The sequence below is a fragment of the Pedobacter deserti genome (assembly GCF_024436415.1).
GTDB classification, from domain to species: Bacteria; Bacteroidota; Bacteroidia; order Sphingobacteriales; family Sphingobacteriaceae; genus Pedobacter; species Pedobacter faecalis.
Map to the genome: position 1 here is coordinate 188,147 of NZ_JAFMZQ010000001.1, position 20,341 is coordinate 208,487.

General features: G+C 47.4%; 19 protein-coding genes. 9 read left to right on the top strand and 10 right to left on the bottom strand.

The genetic code is table 11. The annotated features are described in order from the left end of the window. Positions 1-39 precede the first annotated feature (39 nt). The 5 genes from ileS to J3P40_RS00895 all read left to right on the top strand — a co-directional run bounded on the left by ileS (position 40) and on the right by J3P40_RS00895 (position 5,622). Positions 40-3,432: an isoleucine--tRNA ligase gene (gene ileS / locus J3P40_RS00875; protein WP_256001963.1), complete on the top strand. Its 3,393-nt coding sequence runs from the start codon at positions 40-42 to the stop codon at positions 3,430-3,432. 8 nt (positions 3,433-3,440) lie between these two features. After that, positions 3,441-3,821 carry a TraR/DksA family transcriptional regulator gene (locus tag J3P40_RS00880; RefSeq protein ID WP_256001964.1) on the top strand — a complete coding sequence of 127 codons (381 nt, stop codon included), beginning with the start codon at positions 3,441-3,443 and terminating at the stop codon, positions 3,819-3,821. Further along, positions 3,821-4,423 (top strand): lipoprotein signal peptidase, encoded by a 603-nt coding sequence (locus J3P40_RS00885; RefSeq protein ID WP_256001965.1) that lies wholly within the window; start codon positions 3,821-3,823, stop codon positions 4,421-4,423. Before J3P40_RS00880 ends, J3P40_RS00885 begins: the two co-directional genes overlap by 1 nt. Positions 4,424-4,493: 70 nt before the next feature. Then, positions 4,494-5,198 carry an SIMPL domain-containing protein gene (locus J3P40_RS00890; protein ID WP_256007040.1) on the top strand — a complete coding sequence of 235 codons (705 nt, stop codon included), beginning with the start codon at positions 4,494-4,496 and terminating at the stop codon, positions 5,196-5,198. 109 nt (positions 5,199-5,307) lie between these two features. Then, positions 5,308-5,622 carry a hypothetical protein gene (locus J3P40_RS00895; protein WP_256001966.1) on the top strand — a complete coding sequence of 105 codons (315 nt, stop codon included), beginning with the start codon at positions 5,308-5,310 and terminating at the stop codon, positions 5,620-5,622. 87 nt (positions 5,623-5,709) lie between these two features. Here the strand turns inward: J3P40_RS00895 and serS are convergent, their stop codons facing one another. After that, complete coding sequence (serS, locus tag J3P40_RS00900; RefSeq protein ID WP_256001967.1) at positions 5,710-6,981, bottom strand: serine--tRNA ligase; 1,272 nt, start codon at positions 6,979-6,981, stop codon at positions 5,710-5,712. 32 nt (positions 6,982-7,013) lie between these two features. Between serS and rsmI the strand changes: the two genes are divergently transcribed. The 3 genes from rsmI to lnt are packed head-to-tail and all read left to right on the top strand — an operon-like array spanning position 7,014 to position 10,001. Beyond that, complete coding sequence (gene rsmI, locus J3P40_RS00905) at positions 7,014-7,739, top strand: 16S rRNA (cytidine(1402)-2'-O)-methyltransferase (RefSeq protein WP_256001968.1); 726 nt, start codon at positions 7,014-7,016, stop codon at positions 7,737-7,739. Further along, a complete protein-coding gene (locus J3P40_RS00910; protein WP_256001969.1) occupies positions 7,723-8,367 on the top strand; it encodes a PH domain-containing protein in 645 nt (214 codons plus the stop codon). Before rsmI ends, J3P40_RS00910 begins: the two co-directional genes overlap by 17 nt. A 5-nt stretch (positions 8,368-8,372) precedes the next feature. Continuing rightward, complete coding sequence (gene lnt / locus J3P40_RS00915) at positions 8,373-10,001, top strand: apolipoprotein N-acyltransferase (RefSeq protein WP_256001970.1); 1,629 nt, start codon at positions 8,373-8,375, stop codon at positions 9,999-10,001. On the opposite strand, the gene J3P40_RS00920 is transcribed toward lnt, so the two are convergent. Further along, positions 9,993-11,633: an NAD+ synthase gene (locus J3P40_RS00920; protein WP_256001971.1), complete on the bottom strand. Its 1,641-nt coding sequence runs from the start codon at positions 11,631-11,633 to the stop codon at positions 9,993-9,995. The two genes, lnt and J3P40_RS00920, sit on opposite strands and share 9 nt — an antisense overlap. 29 nt (positions 11,634-11,662) lie before the next feature. Beyond that, positions 11,663-12,328 carry a porin family protein gene (locus tag J3P40_RS00925; protein ID WP_256001972.1) on the bottom strand — a complete coding sequence of 222 codons (666 nt, stop codon included), beginning with the start codon at positions 12,326-12,328 and terminating at the stop codon, positions 11,663-11,665. A gap of 51 nt (positions 12,329-12,379) precedes the next feature. On the opposite strand from J3P40_RS00925, the gene gldB reads away from it, so the two are divergent. Continuing rightward, positions 12,380-13,414: a gliding motility lipoprotein GldB gene (gldB, locus tag J3P40_RS00930; protein ID WP_256001973.1), complete on the top strand. Its 1,035-nt coding sequence runs from the start codon at positions 12,380-12,382 to the stop codon at positions 13,412-13,414. Here the strand turns inward: gldB and J3P40_RS00935 are convergent, their stop codons facing one another. Genes J3P40_RS00935 through J3P40_RS00965 form a run of 7 tightly spaced genes read right to left on the bottom strand, consistent with a single transcriptional unit; the run spans position 13,415 to position 20,302 of the window. Then, positions 13,415-14,131, bottom strand: coding sequence for a 2-phosphosulfolactate phosphatase (locus J3P40_RS00935; protein WP_256001974.1), 717 nt, complete (start codon positions 14,129-14,131; stop codon positions 13,415-13,417). Positions 14,132-14,143: 12 nt separating this feature from the next. Next, a complete protein-coding gene (gene gcvT / locus J3P40_RS00940; protein WP_256001975.1) occupies positions 14,144-15,220 on the bottom strand; it encodes a glycine cleavage system aminomethyltransferase GcvT in 1,077 nt (358 codons plus the stop codon). A 40-nt stretch (positions 15,221-15,260) separates the two neighbouring features. After that, the gene (locus J3P40_RS00945; protein WP_256001976.1) at positions 15,261-16,463 is read right to left on the bottom strand and encodes a glycosyltransferase family 4 protein; all 1,203 of its coding nucleotides are present in this window, start codon (positions 16,461-16,463) and stop codon (positions 15,261-15,263) included. An 18-nt stretch (positions 16,464-16,481) separates the two neighbouring features. Next, positions 16,482-17,093, bottom strand: coding sequence for a ribonuclease HII (rnhB, locus tag J3P40_RS00950; protein WP_256001977.1), 612 nt, complete (start codon positions 17,091-17,093; stop codon positions 16,482-16,484). Positions 17,094-17,121: 28 nt separating this feature from the next. Then, entirely contained in the window at positions 17,122-18,204 is a 1,083-nt protein-coding gene (locus J3P40_RS00955; RefSeq protein WP_256001978.1) for an ABC transporter permease, read from the bottom strand. A 6-nt stretch (positions 18,205-18,210) separates the two neighbouring features. Then, positions 18,211-19,347, bottom strand: a complete 1,137-nt coding sequence (locus tag J3P40_RS00960; protein ID WP_256001980.1) for a glycosyltransferase family 2 protein — start codon at positions 19,345-19,347, stop codon at positions 18,211-18,213. After that, complete coding sequence (locus J3P40_RS00965) at positions 19,325-20,302, bottom strand: lysylphosphatidylglycerol synthase transmembrane domain-containing protein (protein WP_256001981.1); 978 nt, start codon at positions 20,300-20,302, stop codon at positions 19,325-19,327. The genes J3P40_RS00960 and J3P40_RS00965 overlap by 23 nt, the downstream gene beginning before the upstream one ends. Between the last annotated feature and the right edge of the window lie 39 nt (positions 20,303-20,341).

Sequence of the window (20,341 nt, forward strand, 5' to 3'; positions counted from 1 at the left end):
GTTAGCTTTGCAACCTTAATTTTTGAAGATACTTAATTGATGTATAGGGAATTTAAACAATTAGAACTGGCCAAGATAGCGGAAGAGATACTGGAATTCTGGAAGAAGGAAGGCATTTTTGAGAAGAGTATTTCGTCGCGTCCGGCATCCAATCCGTTTACTTTTTACGAAGGACCTCCATCCGCTAACGGGATGCCTGGTATTCACCACGTAATGGCCCGTGCGATTAAAGATATTTTTTGCCGCTACAAAACGCAAAAAGGTTTTCAGGTGAAGCGGAAGGCCGGCTGGGATACGCACGGTCTGCCAGTGGAACTGGGCACCGAAAAGGAACTGGGCATTACCAAAGAAGACATTGGAAAAAGCATCTCTGTTGAAGATTATAATGAAGCCTGTAAAAAGACCGTGATGCGTTATACGGACGTCTGGAACGATCTGACAGAGAAGATGGGATACTGGGTGGATATGGGCGACCCTTACATCACTTATAAATCGAAATATATGGAGTCGGTATGGTGGCTCCTGAAGCAAATTTACGATAAAGGGCTGCTTTATAAGGGCTATACGATACAGCCTTATTCCCCTAAGGCAGGAACGGGGCTCAGCTCTCACGAGGTGAATCAGCCAGGTGCTTATCGCGATGTAACAGATACGACGATCGTAGCGCAGTTTAAGGCCCTGCCTGACACCCTGCCTGATTTTCTTCAGGGTTTTGGTGATATTCATTTTCTGGCTTGGACGACGACGCCCTGGACCTTACCATCTAATACGGCGCTGACTGTGGGTCCGGCTATAGAATATGTATTGGTTAAGTCTTTTAACCAATATACATTCGAACCTGTAAGTGTTATACTTGCAAAAGCCTTGCTCGGCAAACAGTTCAACAAGATCTATTTTGAAAGCAGCGCTGCTGAGGACTTTCAAAACTTTAAAGCGGGTGATAAAAAGATTCCTTTCGAGGTGCTTGCTTCTTTTAAGGGGGACGAGCTGGTGGGCATCCGTTATGAGCAGTTGCTGCAATATGTGCTGCCTTACCAAAATGCTGAAAATGCTTTCCGCGTGATATCGGGTGATTTTGTAACGACAGAGGACGGTACGGGTATTGTACATACGGCGCCGACTTTTGGTGCGGATGATGCCCGCGTAGCGAGGGAAGCGAAACCGGAGGTGCCGCCTATGCTGGTACTCGACAACAATGGCATACCGGTGCCTTTGGTAGATTTGCAGGGCCGGTTTACTTCACACGTGGGCGACCTGGCCGGCAAATATGTTAAGAACGAATACTATGATGCAGGCTCTGCGCCGGAAAAATCGGTTGACGTGGAGATTGCCATTCGTCTGAAGGAAGAGAATAAAGCTTTTAAAGTTGAGAAATATGTTCACAGCTATCCGCATAGCTGGCGTACGGATGAGCCCTTGCTCTACTATCCTCTTGACTCCTGGTTTATACGCGTTACCGATGTAAAAGACCGGATGTTTGAACTGAACGAGACGATCAACTGGAAGCCTAAAGCTACCGGTGAAGGCCGTTTTGGCAACTGGCTTAAAAATGCGAACGACTGGAATTTATCCCGTTCCAGGTATTGGGGCATCCCGCTGCCGGTATGGAGAACAGAGGATAAAAAGGAGGAGGTGGTGATCGGATCTGTGGAGGAACTGTACCATGCCATCGAAGCTTCTATCGCTGCGGGATTCCAGCAGGAGAATCCGTTTAAAGGCTTTGAGATCGGCAATATGTCGGACGAGAACTATGAACTTGTTGATCTGCACAAAAATGTGGTGGACAACGTTGTTCTTGTTTCGCCTTCCGGTAAACCGATGAAACGGGAAACTGACCTGATCGACGTATGGTTTGATTCAGGCGCTATGCCTTATGCGCAATGGCACTATCCGTTTGAAAACAAGGATAAAGTGGACGGACAGACGGATTTTCCGGCCGACTTTATCGCTGAGGGCGTGGATCAGACACGCGGCTGGTTCTATACCCTGCATGCCATTGGTACGCTGGTGTTCGACAAGATCGCTTACAAGAACGTGGTATCTAACGGTTTGGTTCTTGATAAGAATGGACAGAAAATGTCTAAACGACTAGGTAACGCGGTGGATCCGTTTAAAACACTCGCGGAGTTTGGTCCGGATGCTACACGCTGGTATATGATCTCTAATGCAAACCCCTGGGATAACCTGAAGTTTGACATTGAAGGTATTGCCGAGATAAGGCGAAAGTTCTTCGGCACTTTGTACAACACGTATGCATTTTTTGCCCTGTACGCAAACATTGATAAGTTTGAGATAGACCTTGATAAGCAAACACCTGTCGCGGAGCGCAGTGAACTTGACCGGTGGATACTGTCTCTGCTTCAGCATCTGATTGCCGAGGTGGATGAAAGCTATAATAATTATGAACCTACCAAAGCGGCGCGTGCTGTTCAGAACTTCGTGGATGAGCATTTAAGCAACTGGTATATCCGTTTGTCGCGCCGCCGTTTCTGGAAGGGAGAAATGACCGCTGACAAGAAGGCTGCTTACGAAACGCTGTACACCTGTCTGAACAGCGTAGCCCAATTGATGGCTCCTATTGCACCATTCTTTGCAGACTGGCTGTTCCTGAATCTGAATGCGGGTAACGCGAAAAATACCTGTGAGTCGGTACACCTCACTTTGCTGCCTGACGCTGACAGCAAGCTGGTAGACGAGGAACTGAATGAGCGTATGCGTTTGGCTCAGGATATTTCTTCTATGGTCTTATCTCTTCGTAAAAAAACAGGCATCAATGTAAGGCAGCCTCTTGCCAGGATACTTATTCCGGTGCTCGATAATAAATTTGCTGAGCGGGTTGACTTGGTAAAGGAGCTGATTCTTTCCGAAACCAATATTAAGGATATTGAATATATCACGGATACGGCGGGACTGATTACCAAGAAGATAAAGCCGAACTTTAAGGCATTAGGCCAGAAAGCTGGTAAAGACATGAAGGCGGTTGCTCAGGTAATCTCGGATTTCAATCAGGATGACATCGCCGCACTGGAAAAAGATGGTCACATTGCTATATTGGAGGGCAGGTACAATATTCAACTTACAGATGTGGAGATCATGGCTGAGGATATTCCGGGATGGCAGGTGACCAGTATGGGCAGCCTGACTGTGGCACTGGACGTGACCATTACAGATTCACTGAAGCGTGAAGGCTTATCGAGAGAACTGATCAACAGGATACAGAACCTGCGTAAGGAGATGGGCTTTGAGGTTACGGACCGTATTAAGGTAACATTACAGCATCAGAACCAGCTCGCCGACGCGGTAGATCAAAATAAAACTTACATTTGTTCGGAAATCTTAGCCGACGATATTGTAATGGCGCAAAGCATTGACAAGGGAAACAAAATAGTAATCGATGATGTTGAACTACAAATTTTGATTACACAACAATAGATTATATTATGGAAAAAGAGAAAACCAGGTATTCCGACAGCGAATTGCAGGAATTTAAAGAACTGATCCAGGAAAAATTGCGCATGGCAAGAGAAGAGTTTCTTGATTTGAGCAGCTCATTGAGCAATCCTAATTCTAATGGTACGGAGGACACTTCAGGAACTTATAAAACGCTTGAAGACGGATCTGCCACCTTGGAAAAGGAACAGCTTAACCAATTGGCCGCGCGGCAAAAGAAGTTTATTGAGAACCTTGAGGCTGCTCTTGTCCGTATTGAGAATAAAACCTACGGGATCTGCAGGGAGACTGGTAAACTGATTCAGAAGGAGCGTTTGCGCGCCGTGCCTCATGCTACATTGAGTATTGAAGCCAAACTGAAGCAGTCGTAATGAAAGGATATACCAAACCCTTACTGCTTATTTTATTTGTGTTGGTGGCCGACCAGGCCTTAAAAACCTGGATTAAAACCAATATGTATCTGGGCCAGGAGTTCAGGATCATTGGCGACTGGTTCATTATACACTTCACTGAAAACAATGGCATGGCTTTCGGGCTCGAATTCGGCGGCGAATTCGGCAAGCTTGCATTATCCCTTTTCCGCATCGCAGCCGTGGCTGGAATTGGTTACGGATTGCATTATCTGATACAGAAGAAATATCATAGGGGACTTATTCTGAATGTCGCACTCATCTTTGCAGGGGCCCTGGGAAATATTATTGATTCTGTTTTCTACGGCGTGATCTATGAGTATGCCAGCCTTTTTCACGGGCGGGTGGTAGATATGTTCTACTTCCCCATCTTAAAAGGGGTTTTCCCGCAGTGGGTCCCGATATGGGGCGGAGAAGATTATATCTTTTTCAGGCCTGTATTCAATATCGCTGACGCAGCCATATCTGTGGGCGTTGTGATTATCCTGCTCTTCCAGAAGACCTACTTTAAAGAAGATATGCAGGAAGAAATTGGCCCTAACAATGAGGTAGTTGAAGATTAGTTCTATGCAGGCTTGTGGAATTGGCACATTCTTTTCATCATAATTCCAAATACACAAAAAACGAAAAATGATGAAGACACTATTCACTTTGGCCTTAGCGGCTCTTTTTAGCTTCAGTGCACTGGCTCAGCAGGCAGACCTTAGGAAGAAGATCAGCGTAAGCGGCTCTGCCGAAACGGAGGTAACGCCGGACATTATTTACCTGTCGATATCGCTTAAAGAGTATCTTAAAGACAATAACAGCAAGAAGAAGGTAGACATAACTATACTTGAAAACCAGCTTTATGCTGCGGTACAACGTGCGGGGATTGACAAATCCAATCTGACGATCAATAACCTGAGCAGTTATAATAACGCGACTGAAAAGAAGAAGAACCCGGATTTTCTGGCCAGCAAGCAGTACAAACTGAAGGTAACGGACCTGAATAAATGGAATGACATTATAGGAGCGATTGACCCGAAGGGTATTGCGTACACCAATATCGACAGCTACGATTATTCCAAGATCGAGGATTTGAAGAGAGAGCTTAAAATAAAGGCGCTGCAAGCTGCTAAATCAAAAGCGACCTATTTGGTTGAAGCACTTGGCGAAAAACTGGGCAGTGTTATCGACATCCAGGAGATTAACAATGAGCAATTTCCTCAGCCGATGTACAGAAATGTGATGATGATGAAGGCGGAAAGCGCAGATGCTGCTGCTAATGCCCAGGCAGAGATCGACTTTAAGAAGATCAAGCTGAATTACGTGATGAATACCGTATTCGAGATAAGGTAGGCGCTGACTACTTGAGAAGACACTTTTATACGAATAACATTCGGAAACCTACCAAAACGTTTTGGTAGGTTTTTTGTTATTCTGTCATTGTATCATTAAAACCAACATTATGAAAAAATTTATTTACTCATTGGCGCTGGTGTTTACACTGGCCATTACTGCAGATACTGCATACGCGGCAGACAAGGATAAAAAACCTAAAACAGAGCTTACTGCAGAGCAGAAGGTACAGCTGGAGCGAATTAAAACCCGCGTTGAGGAAATCCGCGACATGGACAAGTCGGATCTTTCAAGAGAAGAGAGAAAAGCTTTGCGTAAAGAATTAAAAGAACTTAAACAGGAAGCACGCGCAATGAGCGGTGGTGTATACCTGTCGGTTGGTGCAATCATTATCATCATTCTGTTGCTGATCCTGATCCTGTAGGCGAGGCATACTAACTACCTATATAATCTATCTATGAAAAAAAGCTTCCCTGGGGAAGCTTTTTTTATTCTCTCGATTAGAGCGGGGCTAGCTGATGTACTCAAATCCCGCATAGGGCACAAGTACTTCCGGTAAACGGATACCACTCTCGGTCTGGTTGTTTTCTAGCAAAGCCGCCACAATACGCGGCAGGGCCAGTGCACTTCCGTTTAGGGTATGAGCCAGTTGTGTTTTGCCAGAAGCGCCTTTGAACCGAAGTTTGAGGCGGTTACTCTGAAAAGTTTCAAAATTGGACACAGAAGACACTTCCAGCCAGCGCTGCTGCGCAGCACTCCAGGCTTCCATATCGTAGGTCATTGCTGATGCAAAACCCATGTCGCCCCCACACAGCCGCAAGACGCGGTAATGCAAGCCGAGGTCGCGCAACAACGACTGCACGTAACTGCTCATCTCTTCCAGGATGTCGTATGATTTATCCGGATGGGCAACCTGTACTACTTCCACTTTATCGAACTGGTGCAGGCGGTTAAGACCGCGGACATGTGCCCCGTACGATCCTGCTTCCCTACGGAAACAAGGCGTATAAGCAGTATTTTTTATTGGAAGCTCGTCTTCTTTTAAGATCACATCCCGGTACAGATTGGTGACCGGAACCTCCGCAGTAGGTATGAGAAACAGATTATCTGTTCCTGCATGGTACATCTGCCCTTCTTTGTCGGGCAGCTGACCTGTACCGAAGCCTGAAGCTTCGTTAATCAGGTGCGGTACCTGCATTTCCCTATAGCCGGCAGCCGTGGCACGATCCAGAAAAAAGTTGATCAGCGCCCGTTGCAGGCGTGCCCCTTTCCCTTTATACACCGGAAAGCCAGCGCCCGAGATTTTCGTACCAAGCTCAAAATCTATTATGTCATATTTGGCTGCAAGCTCCCAATGCGGCAATGCTCCTGAAGGAAGCTGAGCCGGTTCGCCGTGCACATAGACGGTCTCGTTGTCATCGGCGCCGCCGCCTGCTTTTACAAGTTTATGTGGGAGGTTCGGCAACTGCACAAGCAGCGCTTGAAGCAATTCTTCCGAAGCGGATAACTGCTCGGATAACTGCTTTTGCTGTTCCTTGCCCGCAGTCGTCTCAGCTTTAAGCTGTTCTGCCTCATCCTTTTTGCCAGTTCGCATCAATTCGCCGATCTGCTTTGCAAGTGCATTGGCACGTGCAGAAAGATTATCCAGCGAAGTTTGAAACTGCCTGCGCTCCTCATCGGCCCGAATAATTTCGTCGACCAGTTCAGGTTGCTTAAAGTGTCTTACACTCAGTCGTTCTAAAACTTTATCTCTATTTTCGCGGATATAATTAACTTGCAGCATTATTCTATTTTTCACCAAAGATAATAAGAGTTATGGATAACCTTACAGCAGGGAAGCTATTTCTCGTGCCTACGCCGATCGGAAACCTGGAAGACATGACCTTCCGGGCGATTCGTGTGCTGAAAGAGGCCGATGTGATCCTGGCTGAGGATACCCGAACCAGTGCGCCGTTGCTGAAGCATTTTGGCATCGACAAAAAAGCCTATGCCCATCATCAACATAATGAGCACCAGGCGAGTGCGGAGATTGTCCGGTTCTTGAAGGAAGGAAAGAAGGTTGCCCTGATATCTGACGCAGGCACGCCAGCCATCTCAGACCCCGGTTTCCTGCTGGTTCGTACTGCCCTGCAAAACGGACTGGACGTGGAGTGCCTTCCGGGGGCTACCGCGTTTGTCCCAGCACTTGTTAACTCCGGTCTGCCAGCGGACGCCTTTGTTTTTGAAGGTTTTCTGCCGGTTAAGAAAGGGCGGCATACACGACTCAAGAAACTTGCAGAAGAGGAACGCACCATAGTGCTTTATGAAAGCCCGCACCGCCTGCTTAAAGCATTGGAAGAGTTTATGGAGGTGATGGGTGCCGATCGCCAGGCTTCTGTGAGCCGGGAGCTGACCAAACTTTACGAAGAAACGGTCAGAGGTACGTTAACAGAAATTAAATCACATTTCGAAAACAATATATTAAAGGGAGAATTCGTAATTTGTATTGCCGGCAAGGCTGAGGAAAAAAAAGCGAAAAAACATTATGATAGTGATAGATAGATTTTTAGGTGAAGAGCAAGACCCGAAAGCGGTAGAGAAAGTTTTGGGCAAACTGGTGGACATGCTTTTTGCCGGCGAAGAGCTGCTTTACATGGCCGTCCAAAAAAAGCCGGCTGTAAATATTCTGCCTGATTGCATCGCGGTAAGCAACAAACGCATCTTCTATTGCGAGCCGGCAAATTTCGGTATCACGATGAATTTTAAGGATATTTCCTGGAAGAGCATTAAGGAAGTATCATTTAAGGAGGAAATATTCGGCGCTAAGTTTATCTGCGTGCCGCTGCAGGGTGAAAATATTGTAACAGACTACATCCCGAAGGTGCAGGCACGGAAGCTTTACCAGATCACCTCGGCACAGCTCGAAAACTACAAGCAGGAACAGCGTGAGCTGGAGCTTGAAGAGAAGCGTTCGTCAGCATCGCAGGTGACGCTGAATACGCTGGCCAATGATAAGCCGACTTTTGAAAAACCCTATGTAGAAACACCGGTAGCACCGGCTCCCCAGCCTGTTGAGCAAGAAGATGAAACTACCCTAAAGCTGAGAAAACTGAAGACACTATATGATAAGCAACTGATCACACAGGATGAGTACGAGGCAAAAAAGGCTGACATCTTAGCGAGCTTGTAAGACAGATGACCCGATTGTTCAATCAACCTCTTTTCCTGGCCCTGCTCAGTGCTTTGTTGCTCTGGCTGTCATGGCCCCCTATACCCTATGCAACGCCCTTGCTGCTCGTGGCACTTGTACCGTTGCTTATTGCTATTTCGGTGATAGAGGACCGGCCGGGCGCCAGACAGGGCAAACGTGTGTTTCTGACGGCAGGACTCACTTTCCTGATATGGAATACGGCCTCTATCTACTGGATATACAATGCCATTAGCGCCTATAATGATCCGTTTACTGCCTTTCTGATTTCGCTGATCCCCTACGGTTTAGGCGCAGCACTCATGACCTTTGCATTCTGGCTTTACCACCGCTTTAAACGGAACACCAACCGTTATATTGGATATCTTGGGCTCGTATCTTTTTATATTGCCATGGAATACCTTCATCAGGTATGGGAACTCGCCTTTCCCTGGATGACCCTCGGCAATGGCTTTTCCGGCATGGTGGAAATGGTACAGTGGTACGAATACACCGGGGTATATGGCGGTTCATTATGGGTACTGCTAAGTAACATTGCTGTTTTTGAAATATACCGGTCATTTTCAAAAAGCAACAGCACAGGTTACCGGCTTAAAAGTGCCCTGGTTTGGGTGCTTATCGCCGGCCTTCCGATCGCCTACTCGCTATACCGTTACCACACTTATGCAGAAGAGAAAGTTCCGGTCAACGTAGTAGTGGTTCAACCGAATATTGACCCTTATAGTAAATACGGCAGCCTGTCGGTAAACAGCCAGCTCGACATCCTGACGGGCCTGTCAGATTCCGTTGGCCAGGTTAATACAGAATATTTTATATGGCCGGAAACCGCTGTGCCGAATTATGCTGATGAAGATAGAATCAGGGAGAACAACCAGTATGAAGAAATACAGGAATTTCTTGCAAAATACAAGAACGGCACCGTTATAACGGGAATAGAAACGGTAAAGCGCTATCCGGATAAGGCGACAATCACTGCCAAGAACACGGGTCGGGGCGATTTTTATGACAATTTCAATGCAGCCATGCAAGTTGAAAATTCCCCTAACGTACAGTTCTATCATAAATCCAAACTCGTTCCGGGCGTAGAAAAGATGCCTTTCCCGGCACTTGGCGCGTTGCTTGCCCCAGTGTTTGAAGGTCTGGGCGGCACCGTAGGCGGATGGGGCTGGCAGGAAAACCCAGGCGTGTTCTTTGCACATAGTGGCATCGGCGCCGCACCGGTGATCTGTTATGAATCTTTATGGGGCGCGTGGATCTCCCGGGCCGTAAAAGATGGCGCCCAGTTTATCGCCATCATTACCAACGATGGCTGGTGGGGCAATACTTCCGGGAAAGACCAGCACCTGCTTTATGCTAAATTACGTGCTGTTGAGACGAGGAGATACGTAGTACGATCTGCAAATACGGGAATATCTGCGTTTATTAATCAGCGCGGCGATATTATCAAACAGTCGGACTGGTGGACAAAAACCGCGCTTAAGGCCGACATCAACTTGAATGACGAGCAAACCTTCTACGTAAGGAACGGCGATATCATCCCTGTTGCCTCATCCGGAATTTCTGTTGTGCTGGCGTTGCTGATGATCGCAGGTCGGTTCCGGAAGAAGTTACGATAGGTACTTGCCCACAATAGGCATTCTTCTTCCCATACCAAATGCTTTCGGCGATACCCTGAGAATCGGGGGTGTCTGGTAACGCTTAAACTCTGCCGTATTCACCAGCTTGATAATCCTGCGTACAAGTGCCTCTTCGTATCCCTGTACAATGATGTCAGAAGAACTTTTCCTGAGCTCCACGTACTGGAATAATATTTTATCCAGAACATCATAATCGGGCAAAGAATCTGAATCCTTCTGATCAGGGCGCAATTCCGCCGAAGGCGGCTTTACGATGGAGTTTACAGGAATAAGTTCTGCATCTTTGTTAATATATCGGGCCAACTCATAAACCTGTGTTTTATATACATCGCCAATAACGCCTATGGCGCCGCACATGTCGCCGTACAGGGTGCCATATCCTACCGCACACTCGCTCTTGTTGGATGTATTGAGTACGATATAGCCAAACTTGTTAGACATGGCCATAACGATGATACCCCGGCAACGGGCCTGTATATTTTCCTCAGTTAAATTGAAAGGCTGACCATGGAAAGCATGCGCCAACATGCCGTCAAACGCATCCGCAGCCTCCTTAATTGGAACCACTTCGTGCTTGCAGCCAAAGCGCTCCACCAGGTCGAGCGCATCCTTAATAGAATGATCTGAAGAGTATTTTGAAGGCATCAACACTGCCATCACATTTTCCGGCCCCAGGGCACGGCAGGCCAGCGCGCATACCACGGCCGAGTCGATACCACCTGAAAGACCCAGCACGGCTTTAGAGAAGCCGGATTTTTTAAAATAATCGCGTATACCGAGTATTAACGCCTCATAGATCTGCTCAATATCTGGCGCAATGACACGGTCAATCGGCTGGAGCCCCTTAATGTCGCCACCCGCTACATCATAAATCCGCATATCCTCAGAGAAATAGGGCATCTCGTCGACCAGCCGGCCATCTCTATCGAACGCCAAGGAGCCACCGTCAAAGATGATCTCAGTCTGCGCCCCAACCTGATTAACGTACAACAGCGGTAACTGATATTGCTTCGCATTATTAGCCAGTACGTTCACGCGCTCTTCATCATGGCAATAGGAGAATGGCGATGCTGCGATATTGATCATCAGATCAGGCCCTTCCTTGATCAACTCGTCCATAGGGCTGGAGACGTACAGCGGATTATTATCTATATTCCAGAGATCCTCGCAAATGGTCAGTGCAATTTTCTGTCCCATAAACTCGACACAACCAAAGTGCTGGGCCGGCTCAAAGTAGCGATATTCGTCAAAAACGTCGTAAGTAGGCAGCAGGGCTTTCCTTACGACCGCCTTCACCTGCCCTTCTTCTATAAAATAGGCGGCATTGTGCAGGTCTTTTCCGGCTTTAATTTCGTTTCTGACCGGTAGGCCGATAATACATGCAACGCCGATGCAGGCCTGGGCTATCCGGGCGGCCGCCTGCTCACATAAATCTATAAATTCTTCAAACTCCAGAAAATCGCGCGGCGGATACCCGCATACAGCCAGTTCGGCAAACACCACCAGGTCGGCCCCCTGGGCCTTAGCGTCATTTATACGCGCAATAATCTTGTCTGTATTATAGTCGAAATTACCGATATGGTAGTTAAGCTGGGCAAGTGCTATCTTCATGCAGAATCAATTAACGTTGGGACATTTCTTTAAAACAACACGCCAAAATTAATGCCGATATAATGATTGCGCACTTTTAAATTGTCGGATTTAGTAATATCCGTAAAGCCATTGTTGAATGACAATCCGGCTGTAAGACTCGTCTGAGGCCCCATATCAAACTCAGCACCAGCACCAATCAGCAAACCGGCGCGGTAAAAACTGGTCGACTTACCCACATCAAGGTCGCGGTATTCAGAACTTCCGGAAATATCCGCATCCTGCTTTGCCCCGATCTTAAAGCCATTGCTCAGGCCAAACTGTCCGTACCAGCGCACATCGTTTATCTTTACGGTACGCAGCTTTATGGAAAGCGGCACCTCGATATATTGCATCATGTACTTCAAGTCGTACGCCGTCTGAACCGGCGTTGCACCCCCGCCCTCTGTAGTCCTGATCTCCGTGCTCCGTCCGTTAACGGTAGTAATGGTCAGTGCGGTCGCAAAACTATAGTTCTGCGCAAAATTAAAGTCTCCCGTCAGTCCGTACGAAAAACCAATAGATACACCGCCAGTTTTTCCGAGCTGTGGTTTAATCCAGCCAACCGTTGGATGTGCGGTAAGCCCCAACCGGAAACCATATGGCAGACTGGCGGTTTGTGCATAAGAAAACGCTGTGGTGAATAATGTAAGGCAGGTAACAATAATCCTTTTCATATCTGATGTGCTATTCGTTAAATAATCTGCGTTGGCCTATCTTTGCCATTGATGCAAGACAAGCTAAAAACTGGCCAAAGCTATTTATTTTTTCTTTTAATTGGCGTGTTGCTCCTGGTTTCGTGCAAACAAGACAAGCGGCCCGATGTGAGCGCGGTAAAAATTGATCTGCAAACCATGCGGTTCGACAGGGATCTTTACTCGGCACGGAATGTACCACCGGCAAAGGCTGATGCAGCGCTTAAAGCGAAATACGGTAACTTTTACAACGACTTTGTCTTCCGGATGGTGGGTAATCAGGCGTATACCGGTCCGGAAATACTGAACATGCTCTTCAAAGACAGAGCCTACTCCGATCTGCAGCATGAGGTCGACAGCATCTTTCCTGATATAAAAAAATACGATAACGAGCTGCACGAGGCTTTTACCTATATCAAATATTACTACCCGAAAGTAAACATCCCCAGGATTATTTATTTCACCTCCGGCTTTGCGGTGCAAACGCCTGTGGGCGATAACTATCTGGGCGTGGGGCTCGACATGTTCTTAGGCAAAAACAGCAAGTTTTACGGGGCCATTGTGCAAAGCGTACCGACATATCTCTCGCGGCGCTTTACTCCGGACTATCTGGCATCCAGGGTAGTGGAAACCTTTATCAGGGAAGAGCTGTTCCCGGAGCGGGATGAAGACCACACTTTTTTAGACAAAATGGTTCATCATGGTAAAATACTGTATTTCATGGATAATGTGCTCCCTGAGGATGTTGCAGACACCATTAAGATTGGTTATACGGGCAGGCAGCTCGACTGGTGTAAAACCTTCGAACGCGACATCTGGGCATACTATCTCGAAAATGAGTTCTTATACGAAACGGACTACCATAAGATCCAGGTTCTGCTGGCCGAAGGCCCTTTTACGCCCGGGCTGGGAGAACGGAATGAATCGGCGCCTAAGATCGGCGTTTGGACCGGCTGGCAGATCGTGAGGAAATATATGTCGGAGAACGCAGCGGTATCGCTGCAGCAACTTATGGCTGAAACCGACGCTCAAAAGATTCTCAAGCTGTCCAGATATAAGCCCAAATAGCTATGGTGTAAGGGCCACCAGTTTATCGCCCACCAGCAGGGGAATCGCTTTGCAAATATTCCTTTGAAGACAGAATCGTACGTCGGCCTCGATATTCAAGACCTCTAAACGGTGACTGTGAGACGACTTATACAGGTATCCTCTCAGATCATCTTTGGCCAGCAGATACAAATCCTCGGCGGCTATACTTGAATCGTCAAAATGCACATAATCCTTGCGCAGCGTATTCACAACCGCGCCAGCAAACAAGGTATCCTCCAGATTGAATTTATCCTTCCAGCCTGCGCAAAGCAGCAAAACATTGCGATCCTGTTCGCGCAGCCAGTGGCAAAGGGCGTCGAGATTAAGGAACGAGCCTACCACCACTTGATGAGCCCGCTCGCGCGCCATGTGTAAGGCCTTCGTGCCGTTGGTGGTTGTGAGCACTACGGTTTTGCCAGCCACCTTTTCGGCAGTGTAAGAGAACGGCGAGTTCCCGAAATCATAACCCGGAACCACTTCCCCATCGCGCTCTGCGGCCAGCAAAAATCCAGTGTTGGCGTAGGTCAGACAATCAGACACCTGGGCTACAGGAATGATCGCCGCAGCACCGTTATCGATACCGTAAACAATGGAAGAAGTTGCACGGAGCACATCTATTACTACTACAATGCTTTGCTCAATGTCGTACAGAGTGAGCAAAGCCGGCGTCATACATACTTCTATACTTTTTTGCATTACTGGTGTATGCTATTTAAAAGGGAATTTCACAACCCTGGCCTTAACCTTGCTATTGCGAATATTTATAAAAATTTCTGTGCCTTCTTTGTCCTGGCCTTTGGCTACATAACCCATTCCAATGGCCTTTTGAAGCGAGGGTGACTGCGTACCGGAAGTAACGCGGCCTATTACGGTACCTTCTGCATCCACGATTTCATAATCATGTCTTGGAATCCCCCGTTCTATCATTTCAAAACCGACAAGCTTTCTTTTAATACCAGCCTCTTTTTGAGCTAACAGACTCTCAGAATTGGTAAAGCGCTTGGTAAACTTGGTAATCCAGCCCAATCCGGCTTCGATAGGAGAAGTGGTATCGTCAATATCATTTCCGTACAGACAGAAGCCCATTTCCAATCGTAAAGTATCGCGGGCGCCCAAACCTATAGGCTTAATATTAAATGGCTTGCCAGCCTCAAAAATCGCATCCCAGATCTTAAACGCATGTTCGTTATCAAAATAAATTTCAAACCCGCCTGCGCCTGTATATCCTGTCGCGGAGATCACCACATTATCGACACCGGCAAAGGTGCCTTTTACGAAATTGTAATACTCCATAGAAGCAAGGTCGACCTCCGTAAGACTCTGCAACGCTTCTGCAGCCTTAGGACCCTGGATTGCCAGCAGGGAAGTACGGTCGGAGATGTTGTGCATCTCTACCCCTTTATCGTTAAAGCGCTGAATCCAGTTCCAGTCCTTTTCGATGTTGGAAGCGTTCACCACCAGCATATAGGTTTTTTCATCGATCCGGTACACCAGAAGGTCGTCAACAATACCGCCATCTTCGTTAGGCAGACAAGAATACTGCACTTTCCCATCATACAATTTGGAAGCATCGTTGCTCGTAACGCGCTGAATAAGGTCAAGCGCGTCGTCGCCCTTCAGAATAAACTCACCCATATGGCTTACATCAAAAACACCTACACCGTTTCTTACAGTTGCATGTTCTACATTGATGCCTTCATATTGAACCGGCATATTGTAACCGGCAAATGGTACCATTTTGGCGCCTAAAGCGACATGCTTTTCTGTTAATGCAGTATTCTTCATAATTAAGTATAGTTAAAACGAGGGCAAAAGTACATAAAATTTAAGCACTTGCCAGTTTCTGGTAGACATTGACCATTCTTTCCGCAATAACGTTGATGTCATGATCGCGTTCGGCAGTTTGCCGTGCACTGTTCCCTATCTCGCGCCACCTGTTCGGATTGGTTATGCACTGAAGGATAGAGCGGTAAAACTCATCCGCGGTGTTGGCAATCAGGATGTCTTTACCATTACTGTAATTGATCCCCTCTGCGCCCATGCTCGTCGCAATAATGCATTTGTTCATGGCCATTCCTTCGATAATTTTGACCCGCATCCCGCTTCCGGATAGTAGAGGGACAATCATAATGGCTTTCGAGTTTATAAACTCCGCGGCATCGAAAACCTCCCCTTCCACAACAACATTATCAGAATCATAATCGAAGAACTCCCGCTGCATATGTTTACCCGCAATATAGAAACGTAGCTCACTACTCAGCTTTTCAATATCCGGCCATATCTCGTTGAGAAACCATTCCAGTCCCTCTTTATTGGGCCGCCAGTCCATAGCCCCTAAATGAAATAAAGTCGGAAAACTCGTTTTGGAGGCATCGGCAGTATAATTGTTAAAATCCAGTGCAACAGGCACCACGTCTATACCGGCGCTTCCACCAAAGCGCAAAATGCTCTGCCTGTCCTGCTCACTGATGGCGAAGATCTGATCAAAACGGTTGATCTGCTCTGTTTCATATTGTCGCAGGCGCCTGGCCAGAAACTGCAGGTAAGCGCGTCTCGGCGCCGAACGTTCGGTTGCGGCGATCCGCTCCCACACCTCAAATTCGATGTTATGCGCGCGGTATATAGTTTTGGCCCGGCTGTTCGCCTTAATGACATCCAGATAGGGCACCACAAACAGACCCTCAAACTGCACGATGTCAAACTCTGTTTCCCTGATGACGTTCTCCAGCATTCGAGCCGCTTCTTCGTGATAGTAGCGAGATACGTTGTACGACTGGTTGGAGAAAATATTGAAAAGCGCGCCCAGCACATTCACTTCCGTGTCCAGATCAAAGGCATAGAAATCGATGTTCTCAAACAGCGGATCGTAGATATCCTCCGTGTCTACCGCATGTTTCCCCGGGTTCAGGCTAAACAAGGTTATCTCCACACCCTGCCGCAATAATCCCTTCATCGTATTGTACACAACGATTGGGTAGCCGCTGTTGGGCGGAAAAGGAACTCTGCTTGTCAGGATCAATGCTTTCACCGAAGTGAAAATAACCAATTATCCTGCGTTTTCAAAGACCAGTTCGAGCTGTGGATCTGTTATAGAGAAAGTTTTACGATGAAATGGAGATAGCCCGTGTTCAATGGCTGCCGTACGGTGAGCTACGGTAGGGTAACCTTTGTTCTGACTCCATTTGTAGTGAGGGAATTCAGGACAAATCCGTTCCATGTATTCGTCGCGGTGCGTTTTTGCAAGAATGGAGGCCGCCGCAATGTTCAGGTACTTGCCGTCGCCCTTAATGATGCAGGTATGCGGAATATCTGGATAAGCTTTAAATCGGTTACCGTCTATACTCAGGTATTGCGGGCGTACGCCCAATTTGTCAACCGCCCGGTGCATGGCAAGAAATGATGCATTCAAAATGTTGATACGGTCTATCTCGTCATTGTCCACCTCGGCTACAGCCCAGGCTATCGCCTCGCGCTCAATGATGACGCGCAAACGGCAACGCTGTTCATGCGTTAGTTTCTTTGAATCGGTCAGTTCCCCCGCCACGAAATCTTTAGGAAGTATCACTGCAGCCGCGAACACGGGCCCGGCCAGACAGCCGCGGCCTGCTTCGTCACATCCTGCTTCCAGGAGCTCATTCTGATAACTGTGCAGCAACATAAAAACAAAGATATGGGATTGCGCTTACTCAGACAGAAATATTTTGAGTTTTCACATCAAAGGCATCGCGCAGACCGATAGCCAGCACATTGAAAGCGTAAACCGTAAGCATAATAGCCAGACCGGGCAACAAAGCCAGATATGCGCCATCCATGATAATGTAACCGTAATGCTCACGGATCATACTTCCCCAGCTGGGCACCGGAGGCTGTGCACCGAAGCCCAGAAAGCTCAGCCCAGTTTCCAGCAGTATGGCCGAGGCAAAATTGGCCGAGGCCACCACCATGATTGATCCAGCTATATTGGGCAGGATATGGCGAATGATAATTCTATCGGCTGAAAAGCCAAGTGCCCGCGCCGCCTCTACAAACTCTGCTTCTTTCATGGCCATCACCTGTCCGCGAACCAGTCTGGCTACATCTACCCACGTGGAAAGGCCCACCGCAATAAAAATCTGCCAATAACCCTTGCCTAGCGAGAATGAAATGGCAATAACCAGCAACAAAGAAGGGAGCGACCACACCACGTTCATGAACCAACTGATCACCCGGTCGACCCTACCGCCAAAATAACCCGCTGCAGCACCAAGACTTACACCGATAATGAGGGAAATAACGACCGAGATAAGTCCGACCGACAAAGACACCCTGGCGCCGAGCACCATACGGCTCAGCATGTCGCGGCCGTACATATCTGTCCCAAGCCAGAAGGTCTGCCTATACCGGTTTTGGCCTATAATTTTGGGATACTTGCCCTCGGCCGACTGCTCATCATCACCGATAAATTCGCGTGCATAAACATAACCCCCAGCTTCCCGGTAGGAAGTAATGGGAATACGCTTTATGGCTGAAGGCTGACCAAAAAACATGCGGTCAAAAAGACCTCTTTTCTCTGGCGTCCCACCATGTCCGATGATCAGGAAATCGAAAGTACGCCCTGGTTTCTGATTGCTCAACTGGAGTTGCATATCGTTCGCGTTTGGCGTTTGGTCGGGAATGATCAGATAACCCAGCAAACAGACCACCAACAGCATTGCAATAAAAGCCAATCCGCATACCGCAGGTACGTTACGCCTCAGCCGGCGCCATATTTTCCGATAGGGGTTGTCCATGCTTACTTACCTTACCATTCTGCCTTTCCAGTTGTATTTACCTGAATTTCCGGCAATTCCAATATACACAATATAGAGAATATGCAAAACGCTCAGCACGGGTAATAGTTGCAATAGGCTTCGTCTGCCAGCAAAGGCCGTTACCCCGTACAAGAAAATCAGTTCGGCACAGATCTTAACAAGCAGTTGTACGCCGGCAGTCGACAAATATCGCGGGTCGAACATAGCTGCAACAATGCTGATCAGCATACTGAGGTTAAAAAGCCATACGCCGATTCCAAGTGCAATGATGATTTTGTTCTGATACCGCGTGCTTTTAGATGCCCAGCGTTTACGCTGCTGAATAAAAGCCTCCAAATCTGGCTTGGCATGAGTATATACGATAGCTTCCCTGCTTTTTAGAAAGCCGATGGAGTCGGGGTATTTTGCGGCCATTTTATGCAGCAGCAATTCATCATCGCCAGATGCGAGATTATCGATGCCGCTAAAGCCACCTACCTCATAGAAAGCCCTGCGCTGGTAGGCCAGATTGGCTCCGTTACAGGTGGAGGGCATTCCATTTCCTATGGTAGAGGCGCCCATACCGATCAGGTACAGGAATTCGAGTGATTGTGCCCGTTCAAAAAAAGTTCGCTCCTCGAAGTATGCCACCGGACACGATATCATCTTATAGTCCCCCGCTTCATAGTAAGCTATGATGGTTGACAACCAGTTGACGCCCATTACACAATCGGCATCGGTAGTAACGATCAGATCACCCCTGGCCTGACCTATGGCTGTCTGGATAGCCTTCTTCTTATACGAATTCAATCGCTCCGTTTCATTTAGCTGGATCAGCACAACGCCCTGGCCTTCATAACGGCGTATGATATCTGGCGTGGCATCCGTAGAATGGTCGTCGATAAAAATGATCTCAGTAAGCGACTTCTCGTAAGTTTGCTCAAGCAGCGCTTTTATGGTACGTTCAATCACGGCAGCCTCATTTCTAGCCGCGACGATGACAGATACCCGGGTCCGCGGGGCCTTAACCACCGGAATGAAATACTTTAAGGCCAACCAGCCTCTGGTGAACAGGGCAATAAGCGCGAAATACAGCAGGGAGAGTACCAAACCGATCAAACTAACTACGTTGATTGCTTCCAAAAAAATTAAGTTTAAATACGAAATAAGAACCTAGAATGGCTGGAATAATAATGTTGACCAGCCAAATACATGCCGTACAGGCTATGACAGCCACATCCTGATCTGTCAGAAACCCGAAAAAGTAAGAAGCTGTTACGCTGCGCACGCCAACGTCGAATAAGTCGAGCGAAGGGAGTGTCGATTGCACAAAGAAAAGGATGCTTACCATCATCAGGATGTCGAGATAATACAAATTTGGAATAAGCCAGAAAAACAGCAAAAAGTACTGCGTACTGAACACCAGATAACGTGCAAAACACAAGAGCAAAATATGCCATAACTCACGCTTGCTAAGCCGGGCCAGGATGTTATAAAATTTCTTATATTTCCGGGTAAAACGGATAGACAGCAGTATGCCATTGAGCCACCTGATGTTAAAATAAAAGATCGCCATAAACAGGCAGAACATGGCGGAGAGCACAACCAACGCATAATAGAGGCGATAGTCGATATCGACATAACGGTACAGGAACACGCAGACAGCCGCTGCGCCAAAGATATTGGTAAGCACCATCTGGCCTATATTGCCTACCGCCATGGCCACGACGCCAATCACCCTTCTCTTTGGGGATAAAAAGAATACCCGACCGCCATATTCGCCAATACGGTTGGGCGTAAATATCGCCCAGGTTAATCCGCAAAAGACAGACTCGATGGACCTCCAGAGGGAAATCCGTTCAATTCTGGAAATCAGGTTCTGCCATTTGATGGCTTCGAGACCCCAGTTGACCAGCATCAGGCATAATATCAGCGTAAGCATCCAGGTAATTTCCGAAGGTGCAATACCCTTCAGCAGTTCGCTGAACTCCCTGATGTTTTGATTGGTTGAGAGTTTAATATAGATAAACCAAAACGCGAAAAAAACAACGCCTGTCTTCAATGCATAAGAAATAGCTTTTTTATACTTAGGTGTCAATCTTTCCGGCTTAGTGTCTGCAAATATGCTTAATATTGT